Origin of the sequence: Vibrio sp. T20 (assembly GCF_007858795.1) — a bacterium.
Lineage (GTDB): Bacteria > Pseudomonadota > Gammaproteobacteria > Enterobacterales > Vibrionaceae > Vibrio > Vibrio satsumensis.
This window is the reverse complement of the sequence record NZ_VFEB01000176.1, coordinates 221,481-240,726: the sequence shown is the minus strand read 5'-3', so window position 1 is coordinate 240,726 and position 19,246 is coordinate 221,481. Positions and strand designations below refer to the sequence as shown.

Here is a 19,246-nt window from a genome sequence, read left to right as displayed (position 1 = left end):
TGCACGTGTGAATATAACGTGCGGTTGCCATAACTCCGAGCTCTCGCATGCTAAGTCGCACAGTGGTATTTGCTGTACCGATACGCATCAAGAGCCAGTGACATGTTGTCACAAGGGCTTAATTGGAAATGATTATGCCTCCCGTGTTTGGAAAGGTGTTCCGTGGCGCAACAATTCGAAGATAGATTCCATCGCAAGTTTTATTACTTGCGCTTGTCGGTTACAGACGTCTGTAACTTTAAATGTACTTACTGCTTGCCGGATGGTTATAAACCGTCAGGGCAAAAAAACTCGTCTTTTTTAAGTGTTCCAGAGATCAAACGCGTTGTAAAAGCGTTTGCAGATTGTGGTACCTCAAAGATCCGCATTACAGGCGGAGAGCCGAGTCTGCGTAAAGACTTTCCTGAAATCATACATACCGTTGCTTCTACTCCAGGCATCGAAAAAGTAGCCACGACAACGAACGGCTATCGCATGGAGAAACAAGTAGGGCAGTGGCGTGATGCTGGTTTAACCCATATAAACGTCAGCGTGGATAGCTTAGATTCACGTATGTTCCATCAGATCACTGGTGAGAATAAGTTTACCGAGGTTATGCGAGGTATTGATAAAGCGTTTGAGGTTGGCTATGAACAAGTCAAAGTCAACGTTGTATTGATGAAAGACCTCAACAGTCAGGAATTACCAGCCTTCCTTAATTGGATCAAAGACAAACCTATTCAATTACGTTTTATCGAGCTGATGAAAACCGGCGAGATGGACGAGTTGTTTGATAAACACCATGTATCGGGCGTTGCGATTCGCAATCAGCTTATTGCTAACGGTTGGCTACTAAAAGTCAAAGCCGCTAATGATGGCCCTGCACAAGTGTTTGTCCACCCAGACTACAAGGGTGAAATTGGTTTGATCATGCCTTACGAGAAAGACTTTTGTGAGAGTTGTAACCGCCTGCGCGTGTCTGCGACAGGTAAACTTCACCTATGTCTGTTTGGCGACCACGGTGTTGAACTGAGAGATCTGATTCAAGAAGATCAACAAGAGCAAGATCTCATTGATCGAATTCAGGCTCAGCTTCAAACCAAGTCTGTTAGCCACTTCTTACATGATGGCAACAGCGGCATGACTCCAAACTTGGCGTCAATCGGCGGTTAACCCGCTATACACTCTAAAGCATTTTATCGCTCAGCTTCATTAGGCTGGGCGAATCAGTCTAATAATTGAAAAATTTATATAGGTGAACAAATGGGTCACGCAGAAAGCAAATTCCAAGCAGCAAACATCGCAGTACTAACGGTTTCAGATACGCGTACAGAAGAAAATGACACGTCAGGTGGTTACCTAGCTGAACATGCTAAAGAAGCGGGTCACAACGTTGTTGATAAGCAAATCGTTATCGACGACATGTACAAGATCCGTGCGATCGTATCTAAGTGGATCGCTGATGAAAGTGTACAAGCGATCATGATCACTGGCGGTACGGGCTTCACTTCTCGTGACAGCACGCCTGAAGCGCTTAAGCCACTATTCGACAAAGAAGTAGAAGGCTTTGGTGAGCTATTCCGTCAAGTATCTTACGAAGAGATCGGTACATCGACCATTCAATCTCGTGCGATTGCGGGCTTTGCTAACCACACAGTAATCTTTGCGATGCCAGGCTCTACAGGTGCTTGCCGCACGGGTTGGACTAAGATCATCAAGCAACAGATGGATGCTAGCCACCGTCCTTGCAACTTCATGCCACATCTTTCTGTATAAGGCGGTTTGAGCATGAGCCAATTTACACACATTAACGCGTCTGGTGAAGCAAACATGGTCGATGTATCGGCTAAAGCTGAGACAGTACGTGAAGCGAGAGCGGAAGCTTTCGTAAAAATGTCTGCTGAAACACTAGAGCTGATTGTTTCTGGTAGCCACCATAAAGGTGATGTTTTCGCAACGGCACGTATTGCTGGTATTCAAGCGGCTAAAAAGACGTGGGATCTGATTCCACTGTGTCACCCTCTACTATTAACCAAAGTAGAAGTGCAGCTTGAAGCTATCGAGTCTGAAAACAAGGTTCGCATCGAATCTGTTTGTAAGCTTGCTGGTAAGACTGGCGTAGAAATGGAAGCGCTAACGGCTGCTTCTGTTGCTGCGTTAACGATTTACGATATGTGTAAAGCTGTTCAGAAAGACATTGTTATCGAGAATGTACGCCTGTTAGAGAAGACGGGTGGTAAATCTGGTCACTTTAAGGTGGAATCATGATTACAGTTCTTTTCTTTGCTCAAACTCGTGAACTTGTTGGTGTGGACAGCGTTGAAGTTGATGCACAGTTCAAGACGATTGAAGCGATTCGCAGCCACCTTGTAGCACAAGAAGGCAAATGGGATATCGCTTTGGAAGAGGGCAAGCTTCTAGCTGCGCTTAACCAATCAATCGTACCTTTGACGACTGAAGTGAAAGACGGCGACGAAGTGGCTTTCTTCCCACCTGTCACTGGAGGCTAAGCATGGATCCAAGAGTATTAGTGACAGCAGAGGATTTCTCTGTAGGCGACGAATACGGCTACTTGGCTCAAGGTACAGCTGCCGGAGCGATTGTGACGTTCGTAGGTAAAGTTCGCGACATGAACCTCGGCGATAACGTGATTGGTTTGTCTCTTGAGCACTACCCGGGTATGACAGAAAAGTCGTTGAGCGAGATTTGTGATCAAGCTGAAGCGCGCTGGCCTATCCAGAAGATGCGAGTGATTCACCGAGTTGGTGACTTAGATATCGGTGACCAGATTGTTTACGTTGGTGTATCAAGTGCGCACCGAGGTGCTGCCTTTGAAGCTTGTGAGTTTGTTATGGACTTCCTGAAAACCAAAGCGCCGTTTTGGAAAAAAGAACGTACCACCGAGGCGACTCGTTGGGTCGATTCTCGCGATTCAGATGCAAAAGCAGCAGAGCGCTGGGAGAAGTAATTTCTCTTAAAGTGATGTTGCTTCAACATTTACTCATTTATATATGAGACAGTCAAAAGCCGACCACTTAGGTCGGTTTTTTTGTACCCGCCACCAATTAATTTATAAACATCCAGCGCCTCAATAAATTGTTAATCACTGCTGTTGCATATAAATTCAACCATCAGTTTTGTCTGAATTAGTGCATCGAATTTTCCGTTTTGGTGCAGTGCATTATGCTGTTTTGTATAAAGTGATAACCCTCACAAATAGTGGAGTCTATTTAGGGGATATGTGATGTGCAATTAGATTTCATGTGGCATTAATGTTAATTTGCTGGCGGTGTTCTAGCATAAGATGCTAAAAAAAAGTATCAATACAGATACATCAACACTAAAGGCTGTTTTTTAATTAATCCTTATGTGTAACTCACTATTCATTAGGTTTTTATTAGAGATTTACACTATTACCTTAAGTAATTCGGAGAATTATCCGATTTTTTGCGACTTGTTTATGGCAAATTACTTCAATGGTTGATAGTGTGTGCCTCAATCTTTGTAAGGTTTTAGATTTTTATGCTTAAATTTTGAGCTAAATAAATCTAAATCACTGCCGTTCAGTGAACCTAGCAAAGAAGTCATGGATGCAATACGGAAAACTTGGAGTTTATTAAATGTACAAGAATAAAATCACTCAGGCCCTTCTTCTAGGTGCTGGTTTGGCAGTGGCTGCCACGTCTACTCTTTCTATCGCTGCTGAAGTTCCAGCAGGTACAGAACTAGCAAAAGTTCAAGAACTTGTTCGCGGTAACGGTACTGAAGTTGCGACTATCGACCCACACAAATCTCAAGGTGTACCAGAATCTCACGTAATTCGTGATCTTCTAGAAGGTCTAGTGAACCAAGACGGCGACGGTAATACTATCCCTGGTGTTGCTGAAAGCTGGGAAACGACAGACAACAAAACATTCACTTTCCACCTACGTAAAGATGCAAAATGGTCTAACGGCGATCCTGTAACAGCTGAAGATTTCGTATACAGCTGGCAACGTGCAGTGGATCCTGCAACGGCTTCTCCATACGCTTGGTACATGGAATATACCAAGATGGCGAATGCGAAGGACATCGTAGCGGGCAAGAAAGACAAGAGCGAGCTAGGCGTTAAAGCTGTAGATGCAAACACTCTTGTTGTTGAATTAGAAACAGCGGTACCATACTTCGTAATGATGATGGGCCACACAACAATGAAGCCAGTACACCAAGCGACTGTTGAAAAATACGGCGATCAGTGGACTAAGCCTGAAAACTTTGTTGGCAACGGAGCATTCTCTGTTGATAAATGGGTTGTTAATGAGCGTTTAGTTCTAAAACGTAACGACCAATACTGGAACAACGATAAGACGGTTCTAAACAAAGTAACCTTCTTGCCAATCGAAAACCAAGTAGCGGAAATGAACCGCTTCCTATCTGGTGAAATCGACTTCACAAACGAACTTCCAACTGAGCACTTCAAGCGCCTTCAAAAAGAATACGCGGAAGATGTATCTGTAGCGGGTAACCTATGTACTTACTACTACATCTTCAACACGAAGAAAGCACCATTTGATGATGTTCGAGTTCGTCAAGCAATCTCTTACGCAATCGACCGTGATATCGTAACAGGTGCGATCCTAGCGCAAGGTCAAAAACCTGCGTATTTCCTAACGCCTGAAATCACAGCTGGCTTCGATCCTGAGCTACCTGCTTACGGCAAGATGTCTCAGAAAGAGCGTAACGCTGAAGCGGAACGTCTTCTTGAAGAAGCGGGCTACGGTAAAGACAACCCACTTAAATTCAACCTACTTTACAACACTTCAGAGAACCACAAGAAGATTGCTGTAGCGCTAGGTTCTATGTGGAAGAAAACACTGGGTCTTTCTGTAACACTTGAGAACCAAGAGTGGAAAACGTACCTATCTTCTAAAGATTCTGGTGACTTCGAAGTAGCACGTGCTGGTTGGTGTGGTGACTACAACGAAGCGTCTTCGTTCCTAACGCTAATGAAGAGTAACAACACTACCGGTGGTGTTCACTACGACAGCGCGGCTTACGACCAAATCATCGATAAAGCACTTAACTCAACTTCAGAAGAAGAGCGTAAAGCACTTTACTTAGAAGCTGAGGCGCTAATGGCAAACGACATGCCAATCGCTCCTATCTACCAATACGTTAAATCTCGTCTACTTAACCCGCATGTTGGTGGTTTCCCAATCAACAACGCGGAAGACAAGATCTTCTCGAAAGACCTATACATCAAAGCTCAATAATAAGCTTCGATTCTAAAAAGTTAATATAACTATAACGATACAGACACTACATGCGCAGGGCGCGCATGTAGCGTCTTTCTAATTTTAATTGTCACAGACTGAAAGAGTGAGTTTATGCTTAAATTCATTATGAAAAGGATATTTGAAGCGATTCCAACCATGTTGGTGTTGATCACTATATCTTTCTTTCTCATGCGTTTCGCACCGGGTAACCCGTTTTCAAGCGAACGTCCATTACCGCCAGAAGTCATGGCTAACATCGAAGCTAAATACGGCTTAGATAAACCAGTATTTGAACAATACACCACGTATTTGACAAATATCTTACAAGGTGACTTCGGTCCCTCGTTTAAATACCAAGATTACACAGTAAATGAGCTGATCGCGGTTGCACTTCCAGTATCTGCGAAGGTAGGTTTCGTTGCCTTTATTTTCACACTATTGATGGGGGTCACCGTCGGGACGATTGCGGCCTTGAAGCACAATACCTGGGTCGACTACACCATAATGTCGACCGCCATGCTCGGGGTGGTGATGCCATCCTTCGTGTTGGCACCAGCGCTTATTTACCTTTTCTCCCTGCACTGGAACATATTTCCAGCAGGTGGCTGGCATGGCGGTACATTCATGTACATCGTGCTACCTGTTATCGCGATGTCTCTTCTTTACGTAGCAACCTTCGCTCGTATTACTCGCGGTAGCATGATTGAAACATTGAACAGTAACTTTATCCGAACTGCACGTGCAAAAGGCTTAAGCTACCGTTACATCATTCTAAAACATGCACTTAAGCCGGCAATGCTGCCTGTTGTTTCTTACATGGGCCCTGCGTTCGTAGGTATCATCACAGGTTCAGTTGTTGTTGAAACCATCTTCGGCCTACCAGGTATCGGTAAGCTGTTTGTTAACGCCGCGTTTAACCGTGACTACTCGCTAGTAATGGGTGTAACCATCTTGATTGGTTTCCTATTCATCTTGTTCAACGCAATTGTTGATATTTTGCTAGCGCTGATTGACCCGAAAATTCGCTACTAACAGGGACTGGTTATGTTGAAGAAAAAAGAAAATTTAGAAGCGATCGAAAAGTTCTCTGAGAGTTTAGAGATTGAAGGTCGTAGTTTGTGGCAGGATGCACGCATTCGTTTCATGCGTAACAAAGCTGCGATGGTCAGCCTGTTCATCCTTACTATTATGGTACTGGCAGTTATCTTCTTACCGATGCTAGCTCAGTACACTTATGATGATACTGACTGGTACGCAATGCACGTGGGTCCAAACGCGGATCATTGGTTTGGTACTGATAGTTTAGGCCGTGACTTGTACGTTCGTACGCTTATCGGTGGCCGTATCTCACTAATGGTTGGTGTGATGGGGGCATTCGTAGCGGTACTTATTGGTACGCTTTACGGTGCAGCTTCTGGCTTCATCGGTGGTCGTACTGACCGAGTGATGATGCGTATCCTAGAGATCTTGTACGCGGTTCCATTCATGTTCCTAGTTATCGTTCTAGTAACATTCTTTGGTCGTAACATCATCCTTATCTTCGTTGCTATTGGTGCGATTGCTTGGCTCGATATGGCGCGTATTGTACGTGGTCAAACGCTGAGCTTACGTAGTAAAGAGTTCATTGAAGCAGCACACGTATGTGGTGTGAGCAAATGGAAGATCATTACACGTCACATCGTACCAAACGTACTGGGTATCGTAGCGGTTTACTCTACGCTGCTTATTCCAAGCATGATCCTTACAGAATCATTCTTATCTTTCCTTGGTCTTGGTGTTCAAGAGCCTATGACAAGCTGGGGCGCATTGCTTCAAGAAGGTTCGCAAACAATGGAAGTTGCTATCTGGCAATTGACGTTCCCTGCGGCATTCATGGTAGTTACGCTGTTCTGCTTTAACTACGTAGGTGATGGTCTGCGCGACGCGCTTGATCCAAAAGACAGATAAAGAAATAGCAATTAAAAGCTATAAAAGATTAAGGAAGCAATAATGAGCTTATTAGATGTCAAAGATCTGCGCGTCGAATTTACCACGCAAGATGGTATCGTAACCGCAGTAAACGATCTGAACTTCTCACTCAATCAAGGCGAAACGCTGGGTATCGTGGGTGAGTCAGGTTCAGGTAAATCACAAACTGTATTCTCTATCATGGGTCTGCTAGCTAAGAACGGTATCATCTCGGGTAGCGCGAAGTTTGAAGGTAAAGAGATTCTTAACCTTCCAGAGAAAGAGCTCAACAAAGTTCGAGCTGAACAGATCGCGATGATCTTCCAAGATCCGATGACATCACTGAACCCTTACATGAAAGTAAGTGATCAGTTGATGGAAGTACTTATGCTGCACAAAGGCATGGGTAAAGCAGAGGCGTTTGAAGAATCAGTACGCATGCTTGAAGCGGTTAAAATCCCTGAAGCACGCAAGCGTATCACCATGTACCCACACGAATTTTCTGGCGGTATGCGTCAGCGTGTGATGATCGCAATGGCACTATTGTGTCGTCCTAAATTGCTTATTGCTGATGAACCAACAACCGCTTTGGATGTAACTATTCAAGCGCAAATTATGGAATTGCTGAACGAATTGAAAGATGAGTTCAACACGGCAATCATCATGATCACCCACGATTTGGGTGTGGTTGCAGGTTCATGTGACAAGGTACTTGTGATGTACGCTGGTCGTACAATGGAGTACGGCACGGTTGATGAAATCTTCTACGAGCCAAGCCACCCATACGCTGAAGGCCTGCTGAAAGCGATTCCTCGTTTGGATACAGAAGGTGAAATTCTACCGACTATTCCAGGTAATCCACCAAACTTACTTCGCCTGCCAACAGGCTGTCCTTACCAAGACCGTTGTCACCGTGTAATGGACCGTTGTAAGCAAGAAGCACCTATTTTGACGCCATTTGGTAATGACCGTCAGCGTGCTTGTTTTTCTGACTGGGAGACTTGGACAAAATGAGTGTAGATAAGCAGTTATTATTAGATATTAAAGACCTGAAAGTTCACTTTAGCATCGCAGCTAAATCAGCGTGGCCTTGGGCAAAACCGTCAAACCTGAAAGCTGTTGATGGCGTTGATATTCACCTTTACGAAGGAGAAACGCTGGGTGTAGTAGGTGAGTCTGGTTGTGGTAAATCGACATTTGCTCGTGCAATCATTGGTTTGGTTGAAGCGACAGACGGCGAAGTCATGTGGTTAGGCCAAGACCTAACTAAAATGCAGGAAGTGCAGCGTCGTGAAACTCGTAAAGAGATTCAGATGATCTTCCAAGACCCACTGGCATCGCTTAACCCGCGTATGTCTGTTGGTGACATCATTGCCGAGCCTTTAGAGACTTTTTACCCAGAACTTTCTAAACAGGAAGTGAAGGACCGAGTTAAAGAGATGATGGCAAAGGTTGGTCTACTACCAAACGTAATCAACCGTTACCCACACGAGTTCTCTGGTGGTCAGTGTCAGCGTATCGGTATCGCACGTGCTCTTATCTTAAAACCTAAGATGATCATCTGTGATGAACCTGTTTCGGCATTGGATGTATCTATCCAAGCTCAAGTAGTTAACCTTTTGAAGGAATTACAAAAAGAGTTAGGTTTGTCTTTGGTATTCATCGCACACGATTTGTCGGTTGTTAAACACATTTCTGACCGCGTGTTGGTGATGTACTTGGGCAACGCGGTAGAACTTGGCGAATCAGATGCATTGTTCTCTGATCCTAAGCACCCATACACCAAAGCGTTGATGTCTGCAGTTCCAATTCCAGACCCACGCTTAGAGCGCAGCAAAACCATTCAGATGCTGGAAGGTGATCTACCGTCACCAATCAACCCGCCATCAGGTTGTGTGTTCCGTACTCGTTGCCCACAAGCAACAGAGGCGTGTGCGCAAACTAAGCCAACGATTCAAGGCGATGACGTTCACGCAGTATCTTGCTTGCACGTACAAGTCTAGAGCCTATTTAAAACGGTTCAGCCTGTGACAGGCTTAAGCGCGACTAGTTATTAGAGTCGCGCTTTTTTTGTCTTAGGCTTATTGGTTCGCTCAACAAGCTTCATCAAAATATTCGAACAACTAAGCCAACTTCTTCTAGTTTTGAAAAAGTTGGCTTTTTTTATACTAGAGAAAAGTTAGCATCACAGAGGTTTGGATATGGGCAAGTTAGTTGAAGGTGTTTGGCACGATGTGTGGTACGACACCAAAGAAAGCGGTGGTAAGTTCGTTCGTGAGGATGCGGGCTTTCGCAACTGGGTTGAAAATAAAGCCGGAGCGCAATTTGAGCCAGAAAGTGGTCGTTACCACCTATACGTATCGTTAGCTTGTCCGTGGGCGCATCGCACGCTGATCTTCCGTGAACTGAAAGACCTAACCGATCACATCGATGTGACAGTAGTTTGCCCTGATATGATGAGTGAAGGGTGGCAAATGGGTTTGCCTGAGCCTCTGTTCGGTCACACTCGCATGCACCAAATCTACACCCAAGCCAAACCGGACTATTCAGGTCGAGTCACGGTTCCTGTTTTATGGGATAAGAAAACCAACACCATCGTGAGCAATGAGTCGTCTGAAATCATCCGCATGTTCAATTCAGAATTTAATGAGTTAACAGGTAACACCGATGATTACTACCCATGGGAATTGGCGAGCAAGATTGACGAATGGAACGACTACATCTATCCGAACATCAATAACGGCGTTTATCGTACCGGCTTTGCGACAACACAAGAGGCTTATGAAGAAGCGTATGACGCGTTATTTGAAGCGTTAGACAAAGTGAATGCCCATCTTAGCGAGCACCGTTATCTGGCAGGTAATGAGATTACAGAGGCGGATTGGCGGTTGTTTACCACTTTGGTCCGATTCGATGCAGTGTATGTGGGTCACTTCAAGTGTAACAAGCAGCGAATTGCGGACTATGAAAATATCCAGGGCTACCTAAAAGAGCTGTATCAGATCGAAGGCATCAAAGAAACGACCGACTTTTATCATATTAAGCGTCACTACTATTACAGCCACGCAGGTATTAATCCAACTCAAGTTGTCCCTGTTGGGCCTAACTTGGATTTAGATTCCCCGCATAGACGTGATGAGTTAAGCTAATATCACTTGATTTCTTCCATTTGATTTCGCTTGATATAGTGCTTTATCAGTTTGTTGAAGCGCTGTATCAACGCTATGTTCAGAAAGAGATAAAGGAACTAACCCTCCACTAATCGTCACGTTTAGTGAGTGTTCGTTGTCGTAAATTATGTTCTTTTCAATAGATTTACGAATCATCTCACTGAAGTGAAAAGCACTGTCTGCATCTGATGCTTCAAATACAATACAAAACTCCTCACCACCAACACGATACAGTTTATCCGAGCCTGCTGTTTCTTGAATCACCTCACATGTAGACTTGAGAACCGTATCTCCACAACTATGTCCGTAACTATCGTTTATTTTTTTAAAGTGATCTAAGTCGAAATGGAACAAATAGAGGTTATGTAGGTGGGCTAACTCATGGCTCGCGTCGTGTAATAGGCACAGCCGATTTTTGGCCTCGGTTAGGGAGTCCGTGAGTGCTAGAGTTTGGAGGTTATGTTGAACCCGTTCTCTTACTTCTTCATAAGCAAATGAAATGATCCATACCGTTATATAAGGCAGAGAAAAATTAAGAAACGCAAAAGGATTTGTTTGGACGTGGTTTTGATTCACGACAGTTAAGCATGTAACCAGAACTGCCAAGGTTAAAAGGGAGCCAACATAGCGATTGAAAAAAAGGTGATACAAAAGTGGTAAACAGAATGTCCACAAAATAAGAGCAGAGGACACCTTTGTAACGGTCAATCCATACATGATGATAAATGTAAAAAATGCAGCGATGCTTGGGTAGTGCCAACTTCTAATTATATTTTTCTTACTTTCAACAAGTACATAAAAGCAGAACAGTGAGAAAATCAATTCAATAGCTGCGAAAGTATGCGCACCTATATAAAGGTAATTAAGGCCTGCTAAGCCAAGAGAGATAACACCGAGTGTCACGCACGCAACGGTAAGAACTTGATTTTTTTGGGCACTGATAGATGGCAGCATAATTTACATGATGAGTCATTAGTCGCTAAATACTAGCAACTAAATTTAAAGAAATCTCTAATATACGTATTTTTAGTAGATGATATTAGTTAAGTGGTATAGGTCTAATTTGAAAAAATAGATAAGTACAAATAAAAAACCCTCGCGAGTGGCGAGGGTTTTGCATAGTAGAAACAGCAATTAGTTAATTACTTTTTCTTCAGCTTGAGCGGCTTGGTCTGCTTGGATAGCCGTTAGAGCTACTGTGTAAACGATGTCGTCTACTAGAGCGCCACGAGACAAGTCATTTACTGGCTTGCGCATACCTTGAAGCATTGGACCGATAGATACTAGATCTGCTGAACGCTGTACAGCTTTGTAAGTCGTGTTACCCGTGTTTAGGTCTGGGAATACGAATACAGTCGCTTTACCAGCTACTGGAGAGTTTGGTGCTTTAGAAGCAGCAACGTTTTCCATGATAGCAGCATCGTACTGTAGAGGACCGTCGATCACTAGATCAGGACGTTTCTCTTGAGCAAGCTTCGTTGCTTCACGTACTTTATCTACGTCTGCACCCTTACCAGATTCACCTGTAGAGTAAGAGATCATAGCAACGCGTGGGTCGATACCGAATGCCGCAGCAGAATCTGCAGATTGGATAGCGATTTCAGCAAGCTGTTCAGCTGTTGGATCTGGGTTGATCGCACAGTCACCGTATACAAGAACTTGATCAGGCAGAAGCATGAAGAAGATTGAAGATACGATAGAAGCATCAGGAGCAGTCTTGATGATCTGGAACGGAGGAACGATAGTGTTCGCCGTAGTGTGAACAGCACCAGAAACTAGGCCGTCAACTTCGCCAGCTTCAAGCATCATAGTACCGAGGAATACAGAATCTTCTAGCTTCTCACGAGCTACAACTTCAGTCATACCTTTAGCGCCACGAAGTTCTACTAGACGAGCTACGTAGTTTTCGCGAACTGATGCAGAGTCGATGATCTCAACGCCAGCACCAAGCTCAACACCTTGCTGTGCAGCAACACGACGGATTTCTTCTGGGTTACCTAGAAGTACACACGTTGCGATACCGCGCTCAGCACAGATAGCCGCAGCTTTAACTGTACGTGGCTCATCACCTTCAGGAAGTACGATGCGCTTAGCTGCTTTACGAGCAAATTCAGTTAGCTGGTAACGGAATGCTGGTGGGCTTAGACGACGGATACCTTGAGTACCTTCAGATAGAGAATCAATCCAAGGACCGTCAATGTGGCTTGCAACGTGATCGTTAACGAACTCGATACGCTCTTTATCGTCTGCAGGAACTTCTAGGTTGAAGCTCTGTAGGTTAAGAGACGTCTGCCAAGTGTTACCTTGAGCCTTGAAGATCGGTAGACCTGAAGCGAATGCTGGTGCACAAAGGTTAGCAATGCTTTCTGGAATGTCGTAACCGCCAGTAAGTAGGATTGCGCCAATCTCAACACCGTTTTTCGCAGCAAGAGCCGCAGCAACGATAACGTCAGGACGGTCTGCAGAAGTTACTAGCAGTGAACCTGGTTTGAAGTGCTCAATCATGTGCGGTAGGGAACGTGCACAGAAAGTGATGCTCTTTATACGACGAGTAGCAATCTCACCTTCGTTAACGATTTCAGCATTAAGGTGCTTAGCCATATCAATCGCACGAGTTGCGATTAGGTCGATGCTCCATGGCACACAACCAAGAACACGGATAGGACTTGAGTTGAAGATTTGCATTACTTCAAGGTTCGCTTGCTGAGCTGTGTCTGCATCGTCAAAGATTTCAGATAGGTCAGGGCGAGTACGACCAGCTTCATCAACAGGAGCGTTAAGCTTGTTGATGATTACACCTTTGATATTCTTGTTCTTAGTACCGCCGAAGTTAGAACATGCTACTTCGATACGCTCTTTAAGTTGCGTAGGGTTGTCAGTACCAGGAGTCGCAACGAATACGATCTCCGCACCAAGTGTTTTTGCGATTTCCGCATTTACTTGGTTTGCAAATGGGTGCTTACGAGTAGGTACTAAGCCTTCGATTAGCGTTACTTCTGCGTCTTTGTTGATTTTGTTGTATTGCTCAACAACAGACTCAAGAAGTACGTCCATTTTCTCGCTACCGATCAAAGCTTCAGCTTTAGTCATTGCGATTGGCTCACCAATCTTAATGTCGCTGTTTGCGCTGATGATAGTAGACGTTAGATCTGGTTGGTTACCACCGCTACGAGGTTGAGCGATTGGCTTATAGAAAGAAACACTTACGCCTTTACGCTCCATAGCGCGAAGAACACCCATGCTAACACTAGTAAGACCAACACCAGCGCTTGTAGGGATAAGCATAATAGTACGTGACATTGACGAACACCTTTGACTATTGGAAATAAAAAAAGCTCAACTGCTATTCCCACCGATATTTAAATTGGGGTAGGAATAGAAGTTGAGCCCCATTTTCTTAATATGAAAAACTGACTAGCTTCTAGTGAAGCTAGTCAGGAAAATCAATTAAAGACCTGCTAGTTTCGCAGTGTCTTCAGCAATTACTAGCTCTTCGTTAGTAGAGATAACCATTGCAGGGATACGGCTGTTAGCTGTAGTGATAGTACCTTCGCCGCCGAAACGAGCTTTAAGGTTAGCTTCACCGTCAACTTCGATGCCGAAGATGCCTAGGCGGTTAAGAACCATTTCACGGATTGGGCCAGAGTTCTCGCCGATGCCGCCAGTGAAAGTGATTGCGTCTAGACGACCTTCTAGAGTTGCAGTGTAGCCAGCAACGTACTTAGCTAGACGGTGACAGAACACGTCCATTGCACGAGTTGCTTCTTCTTTCTCACCGTAGTTGTCTTCAACGAAACGACAGTCAGAAGTCACTTCAGTTAGACCCGCTAGGCCAGACTCTTTAGTTAGCATGTTGTTGATTTCTTCAACAGAGTAACCAAGAGCGTCGTGTAGGTGGAAGATGATCGCAGGATCTAGGTCACCACAACGAGTACCCATTACTAGACCTTCAAGAGGAGTAAGACCCATAGAAGTATCTACAGATTGACCGTTCTTGATAGCACATACAGAAGCGCCGTTACCTAGGTGACAGTTGATGATGTTAACTTCTTCAACTGGCTTGTTTAGTAGGCCTGCAACTTCACGAGTGATGAATAGGTGAGAAGTACCGTGCATGCCGTAACGACGGATGCCGTGCTCTTTGTACAGGTTGTACGGTAGAGCGTATAGGTAAGACTCAGAAGGCATAGTTTGGTGGAACGCAGTGTCAAATACAGCAACGTTTTGTAGACCAGGGAAGTTCTGTTGAGCTGCTTCGATACCGATAAGGTGAGCTGGGTTGTGAAGAGGTGCGAAAGTCGCAGCATCTTGAATACCCTTAAGAACTTCATCAGTGATAAGTGCAGAAGAAGTGAACTGCTCGCCACCGTGTACGATACGGTGACCGATAGCGCCAAGGTTAGCTTTAAGCTCAGGCTTAGAAGCAAGAATAGTTTCTACCATGAAAGATAGTGCTTCTACGTGAGCTGCGCCCGCGCCTAGTTGTGCTTCATGCTTGCCATCAAGTTTCCACTTCATACGAGCTTCTGGAAGACCTAGACACTCAGCAAGACCAGTTAGGTGCTCTGCACCTGTTTCTGCATCAACAACAGCGAATTTAAGAGAAGAACTACCACAGTTTAAAACTAAAACTAGCTTAGACATTAATGACTACCTGTTTATTTTTCTGATCGAAATCAGTTAAGGATGAAAATTAATCTCAAGAATAGTCGAAGCACATAGGCTTGCGTACTAACCTTGGTCAAAAAAACGTTAATTTCCGTATAAAGTGAAAGCGCTCTTTATCAAAAAGAGGCTTGTGCATTCCTTGCAGAAGTCTTCCCAAAGTTGCTTAAATTGTAAATAAGGGCAACAATGAGATTGAGGTCTGCAAATAATAGCGATATTGTGCAAATATAACAAAAAAATTTGAAAGAATATTATTTTTCGTCAAATTTTTGTGTTTTTAGTTGATGGTTTCAACTTTTTTTTAATGGGAGACTCATATGAGCAATAGAGTTGGTTTAGCTAGTAGTTTAAAAGATGGCCAAAAGTACATGGATCTCTGGCCCGTCCGAAAAGAGTTAAACGCGATCTTCCCAGAACAGCGCATTATTAAAGCGACGCGTTTTGGCGTGAAAGTGATGCCTGCGATTGCCGCTATTAGTGTTCTTACACAAATGGTCTTTAATAATTACCAAGCGATGCCACAGGCTGTGGTTATGGCTTTGTTTGCAATCAGCTTGCCGCTTCAAGGCATGTGGTGGTTGGGCAATCGCTCAAATACACAACTTCCGCCGGCGCTAGTAACTTGGTACCGTGAATTGCATGAAAAGATCACTGAAACGGGTTTTGCGTTAGAACCGATGAAGTCGCGCCCTCGTTATAAGGAATTGGCGATTATCTTGAATCGCGCATTCCGTCAGTTAGACAAATCTTCAATGGAACGTTGGTTCTAAGAAAACCTCACGGCGCCCTATCGTCTGAGAACAGCTATATTTAGTTGATGGCATGTTCTCAGATTCGTTCCCATCACACTTTTTGTTTATCTTACTCTTTGCTGTTCGTTTCATTTGCCTCTTGTTATTCACTTCATTTCTTACCTACGGATTCAACCCAACCAGCCTTTTGACGTATAATTCGAGCTTTGTTGTGTTTTTGTTAAATATCACTTCAAGTCATCAAAACTTACTGGTAATAATATCAATAGTGAATTTAATGTTGTGTTCTCTCTAGATCGAGCAATAACAACGAGCGCTTGATGAAGGGAGTATTATGGGTTCTGTAAGAAGAGTATTAACGGCTGCGTTGAGTGGTTGTCTGTTGATGTGGGCTAGTAGCGTGGCAGCAAATATTGCCAAGGTATCGGTTTCACAAGTTGTCGATCATCCAGATTTGAATGCAACGCGCTTAGGGCTTCTTGAAGGATTAAGAGCTAAAGGCTTTGAACCCGGTAAGAACTTAGAATTTTCCTATGAAATGGCTGATGGCAACCCGGCTCAGGCAGCAAAGATTGCCAGAGAGTTGGTCAGTGAAAACCCACATGTACTCGTTGGTATCGCAACACCGACTTCTCAAGCTTTGGTTTCAGCAACTCGCTCGATACCAATTGTGTTTACCGCAGTAACTGACCCCGTCGGTGCAAGGCTTGTCAAACAGTTAGATAAGCCGGGCCGAAATGTCACGGGTCTTTCTGATCTCTCGCCAATCGTCCAACATGTATCTTTGATCAAAGAGCTTCTTCCTGAGGCTAGTTCAATCGGTGTCGTTTATAACCCTGCCGAAGCGAATGCCGTTGCGTTAGTTGGGTTATTGAGAAAGGCGACCCGAGACTTCGGGTATACACTTCATACTGAAAAAGTGCTGACTATCGATGATGTAGAAGCAAAAGCCGAATCTGTCGCGAAGAAATCTGATGTTATCTATGCGTTGACCGACAATACGGTTGCTAGCGGTATGGAGGGGCTGATAGACGCTGCAAACCAAGCTGGCACACCTGTGGTTGCAGGAGCGACGTCTTATGTGGGCAAGGGGGCGATTGCTGGTTTAGGCCTAGATTATTATGATGTTGGGATTCAAACTGCGGATTATGTGGCTGCAATTCTTAACGGACAGAAGCCAGGGAAGTTGAGTGTCAAAACTGCGCAGAGTTCTCAGCTGGTGGTGAACCTAGATGCTGCTCGTAAGCTTGGCGTGACTGTACCTCAGTCTGTGATCGATCGTGCGATAGTTAGTCGTTGATATAACAATTCTAAATTAGATCTCCCTATAAAAAACGAGCAATTCATTTGTTCATTTTGAGAGATATCGACTTACTGAAAACAAAGTGGATCTACAAAACGTGATCTACTTTAACGGATGTTATTTTTCTCATTGTGGTCAATGAAATTTTTCATATCTTAAGCAAATTGAACATTGCTCGAGAAACGCTATGAAACCATTTATCTTTCATGCCCAAACTTCTGATTACTTCCATGAAAAAGATGGCGTATTAACCGTAACAATAATGTCTGAACGTGATGACTGGAATAGAGTTCTCTTGAGGCATGAGCCGGATAACGAAGAGTATCTGCTTGATATGATCAAAGTCGGTACTGAAGGTCGCTTGACGGTGTGGCAAGTCTCTTTTCCAGTTAATTCAGACAGAGACATTACTCATTATGTATTCAAGTTAGTCGACTCAAACGGACAGCACTGGCTTGATGCTAGGGGTATACATAGTCGCGTTCCTAGCCGTGAGTTTCATTTCAAGTTTAATGCCCATCACCGACCACCATCATGGGTGTCGGAGCAGGTCTTCTACCAAATCTTCCCAGAACGTTTTTGTAACGGTAACCCGAGTATCAGTGTTAAAGCTGGGGAATATCGCTTAAAAGAAAACACCTTAGATGTCGTGGTGAAAGAGTGGGGTGACTCTGTTGAAGGACATAATGGAACGGGTGCTGCGGAGTTCTTCGGTGGCGATCTCGCAGGCATTCATAGCAAGTTAGATTATCTACAAGACCTAGGTATCACCGCTCTGTATCTCAATCCAATTTTTCAGTCCCCTAGTAATCATAAATATGATACGACGGATTACTACAACATCGACTCGCATTTCGGAACCAATGACGAGTTCGCTGCACTTTCAAATGACATCCACAAACGTGATATGAGAATCGTTCTGGATGCTGTGTTTAATCACACCTCTGTCGAGCACCCTTGGTTCGATAAGCTGAAAGTGACAGGATCGGGTGCCTATGACCACCCAGGCTCGGCATTTCACGACTACTATTTTTTCGCCCCTGACAACCCTCAACAATATGTCGGTTGGAAAGGGATTAGTTCTCTTCCTGTCTTAAACTTTTCCAACGCTTCCGTGCGAGATTACATATACCAGTCACAAGACTCTGTGATAAAGCACTGGTTGAAAGCACCTTATAATGTCGATGGGTGGCGCTTCGATGTGATTCACATGTTAGGCGAGGGTGAGGGCGCTTATAACAATGCGCATTATGTGGAAGCATTTCGAAATTCAGCAAAAGCAGAGAATTCGGAAGCCTACATATTAGGAGAGCACTTCTTCGAGGCTACATCGTGGTTACAGGGGGCACAAGAAGACGGATCGATGAACTATTATGGTTTTGCTCACCCAGTACGTGCGCTATTGGCTAAGCAAGACATCGCGTACGAGTCGATTGAAATTGATATGTTAGATTTCTCTGATTGGTTAGCTGAAGCGAGGGCGAAGGTTCCATGGCTGAATCAGCTATCACAGTTAAATCAACTGGACAGTCATGATACGGCTCGACTACTGACGCTACTGGGTGGCGACCAGGCTAAACAAAAGTTGGCGCTGACTTTACTGTTTACCTATGTCGGAACCCCGTGTCTATACTACGGGACAGAAGTGGGAGTGGAAGGCGGGCAAGACCCGGATAACCGAAGATGCTTCCCTTGGGGAAAGGAACACTCTTCGGCTTGGTTTCCATTCCATCAAGCGTTGATAAAACTAAGAACAGAACGTCACAGCTTACAAAGTGGCTCCTACTTAGAGTTATATTGTGATACTGAGACTTTAGTGTTTACGCGCTGTCTTAAGGGCGAAAAGACACTGGTTGTGCTGAACTTATCCCAAGATGAAAAGCTGTTGTCTTTGCCTGTGTGGATGCTTGGGCAAGAGCGAGGTGAGCTGGTCGCTTTGCTTGGTCGAATAGAGCGTGTTTTGATCTGTAACGGTACCGCAGATATTGTTATTCCAGCGATGCAGTCGATGATTTTTGACGTCGTCAATAAACTGGATTAAATCACTCAAGACTAGTCCTGCTTAGTCTGGGCTAGTTTTTTAAAGTTTTGAGTGAATGGGAAAGATCGATTCATATCAATTTACACTCTTTTACCTCGTGGGAAATGACAATTAATGTAATAATATTAATG

The 19,246-nt window shown here is 44.2% G+C and carries 17 protein-coding genes and 1 riboswitch; of the genes, 14 read left to right on the top strand and 3 right to left on the bottom strand.

All coding sequences use genetic code 11. The annotated features are described in order from the left end of the window. Positions 1 to 21: 21 nt before the first annotated feature. A riboswitch (molybdenum cofactor riboswitch) is annotated at positions 22 to 174 on the top strand. The 11 genes from moaA (at position 163) to FTW16_RS19840 (ending at position 10,330) form a co-directional block, all read left to right on the top strand. After that, positions 163 to 1,152, top strand: coding sequence for a GTP 3',8-cyclase MoaA (gene moaA, locus FTW16_RS19890; protein ID WP_146492240.1), 990 nt, complete (start codon positions 163 to 165; stop codon positions 1,150 to 1,152). It overlaps the preceding riboswitch by 12 nt. Positions 1,153 to 1,242: 90 nt before the next feature. Next, a complete protein-coding gene (moaB, locus tag FTW16_RS19885) occupies positions 1,243 to 1,755 on the top strand; it encodes a molybdenum cofactor biosynthesis protein B (RefSeq protein ID WP_004734027.1) in 513 nt (170 codons plus the stop codon). 12 nt (positions 1,756 to 1,767) lie between these two features. Continuing rightward, positions 1,768 to 2,247 carry a cyclic pyranopterin monophosphate synthase MoaC gene (gene moaC / locus FTW16_RS19880; protein ID WP_017093480.1) on the top strand — a complete coding sequence of 160 codons (480 nt, stop codon included), beginning with the start codon at positions 1,768 to 1,770 and terminating at the stop codon, positions 2,245 to 2,247. After that, positions 2,244 to 2,489 carry a molybdopterin synthase sulfur carrier subunit gene (gene moaD / locus FTW16_RS19875; RefSeq protein WP_017632501.1) on the top strand — a complete coding sequence of 82 codons (246 nt, stop codon included), beginning with the start codon at positions 2,244 to 2,246 and terminating at the stop codon, positions 2,487 to 2,489. Before moaC ends, moaD begins: the two co-directional genes overlap by 4 nt. Positions 2,490 to 2,491: 2 nt before the next feature. Next, the gene (gene moaE, locus FTW16_RS19870; protein ID WP_146492239.1) at positions 2,492 to 2,947 is read left to right on the top strand and encodes a molybdopterin synthase catalytic subunit MoaE; all 456 of its coding nucleotides are present in this window, start codon (positions 2,492 to 2,494) and stop codon (positions 2,945 to 2,947) included. 652 nt (positions 2,948 to 3,599) lie between these two features. Next, positions 3,600 to 5,231, top strand: coding sequence for an ABC transporter substrate-binding protein (locus tag FTW16_RS19865; RefSeq protein WP_146492238.1), 1,632 nt, complete (start codon positions 3,600 to 3,602; stop codon positions 5,229 to 5,231). A gap of 114 nt (positions 5,232 to 5,345) precedes the next feature. Beyond that, positions 5,346 to 6,266: an oligopeptide ABC transporter permease OppB gene (gene oppB / locus FTW16_RS19860; RefSeq protein WP_017062174.1), complete on the top strand. Its 921-nt coding sequence runs from the start codon at positions 5,346 to 5,348 to the stop codon at positions 6,264 to 6,266. A gap of 12 nt (positions 6,267 to 6,278) precedes the next feature. Beyond that, positions 6,279 to 7,181: an oligopeptide ABC transporter permease OppC gene (gene oppC / locus FTW16_RS19855; protein ID WP_048662067.1), complete on the top strand. Its 903-nt coding sequence runs from the start codon at positions 6,279 to 6,281 to the stop codon at positions 7,179 to 7,181. Positions 7,182 to 7,223: 42 nt separating this feature from the next. Continuing rightward, the gene (locus tag FTW16_RS19850) at positions 7,224 to 8,195 is read left to right on the top strand and encodes an ABC transporter ATP-binding protein (protein ID WP_048659733.1); all 972 of its coding nucleotides are present in this window, start codon (positions 7,224 to 7,226) and stop codon (positions 8,193 to 8,195) included. Next, a complete protein-coding gene (gene oppF, locus FTW16_RS19845) occupies positions 8,192 to 9,184 on the top strand; it encodes a murein tripeptide/oligopeptide ABC transporter ATP binding protein OppF (RefSeq protein ID WP_017632507.1) in 993 nt (330 codons plus the stop codon). The genes FTW16_RS19850 and oppF overlap by 4 nt, the downstream gene beginning before the upstream one ends. Before the next feature lie 198 nt (positions 9,185 to 9,382). After that, the gene (locus tag FTW16_RS19840; RefSeq protein ID WP_146492237.1) at positions 9,383 to 10,330 is read left to right on the top strand and encodes a glutathione S-transferase family protein; all 948 of its coding nucleotides are present in this window, start codon (positions 9,383 to 9,385) and stop codon (positions 10,328 to 10,330) included. On the opposite strand, the gene FTW16_RS19835 is transcribed toward FTW16_RS19840, so the two are convergent. From FTW16_RS19835 to FTW16_RS19825, 3 genes are all read right to left on the bottom strand, one after another. Beyond that, entirely contained in the window at positions 10,322 to 11,305 is a 984-nt protein-coding gene (locus tag FTW16_RS19835; protein WP_146492236.1) for a GGDEF domain-containing protein, read from the bottom strand. The genes FTW16_RS19840 and FTW16_RS19835 overlap by 9 nt on opposite strands. 180 nt (positions 11,306 to 11,485) lie before the next feature. After that, positions 11,486 to 13,651, bottom strand: coding sequence for a phosphate acetyltransferase (gene pta / locus FTW16_RS19830; protein ID WP_060982298.1), 2,166 nt, complete (start codon positions 13,649 to 13,651; stop codon positions 11,486 to 11,488). 147 nt (positions 13,652 to 13,798) lie between these two features. Beyond that, entirely contained in the window at positions 13,799 to 14,995 is a 1,197-nt protein-coding gene (locus FTW16_RS19825; protein WP_017107306.1) for an acetate kinase, read from the bottom strand. 341 nt (positions 14,996 to 15,336) lie between these two features. Here FTW16_RS19825 and yfbV point away from each other — a divergent pair, with 341 nt between their 5' ends. From yfbV to malZ, 3 genes are all read left to right on the top strand, one after another. Further along, a complete protein-coding gene (gene yfbV, locus FTW16_RS19820) occupies positions 15,337 to 15,789 on the top strand; it encodes a terminus macrodomain insulation protein YfbV (RefSeq protein WP_146492235.1) in 453 nt (150 codons plus the stop codon). 316 nt (positions 15,790 to 16,105) lie between these two features. Beyond that, positions 16,106 to 17,071 carry an ABC transporter substrate-binding protein gene (locus tag FTW16_RS19815; protein WP_146492234.1) on the top strand — a complete coding sequence of 322 codons (966 nt, stop codon included), beginning with the start codon at positions 16,106 to 16,108 and terminating at the stop codon, positions 17,069 to 17,071. Between the two features lie 190 nt (positions 17,072 to 17,261). Beyond that, positions 17,262 to 19,115: a maltodextrin glucosidase gene (gene malZ, locus FTW16_RS19810; RefSeq protein WP_146492233.1), complete on the top strand. Its 1,854-nt coding sequence runs from the start codon at positions 17,262 to 17,264 to the stop codon at positions 19,113 to 19,115. The last annotated feature ends 131 nt before the right edge of the window (positions 19,116 to 19,246 follow it).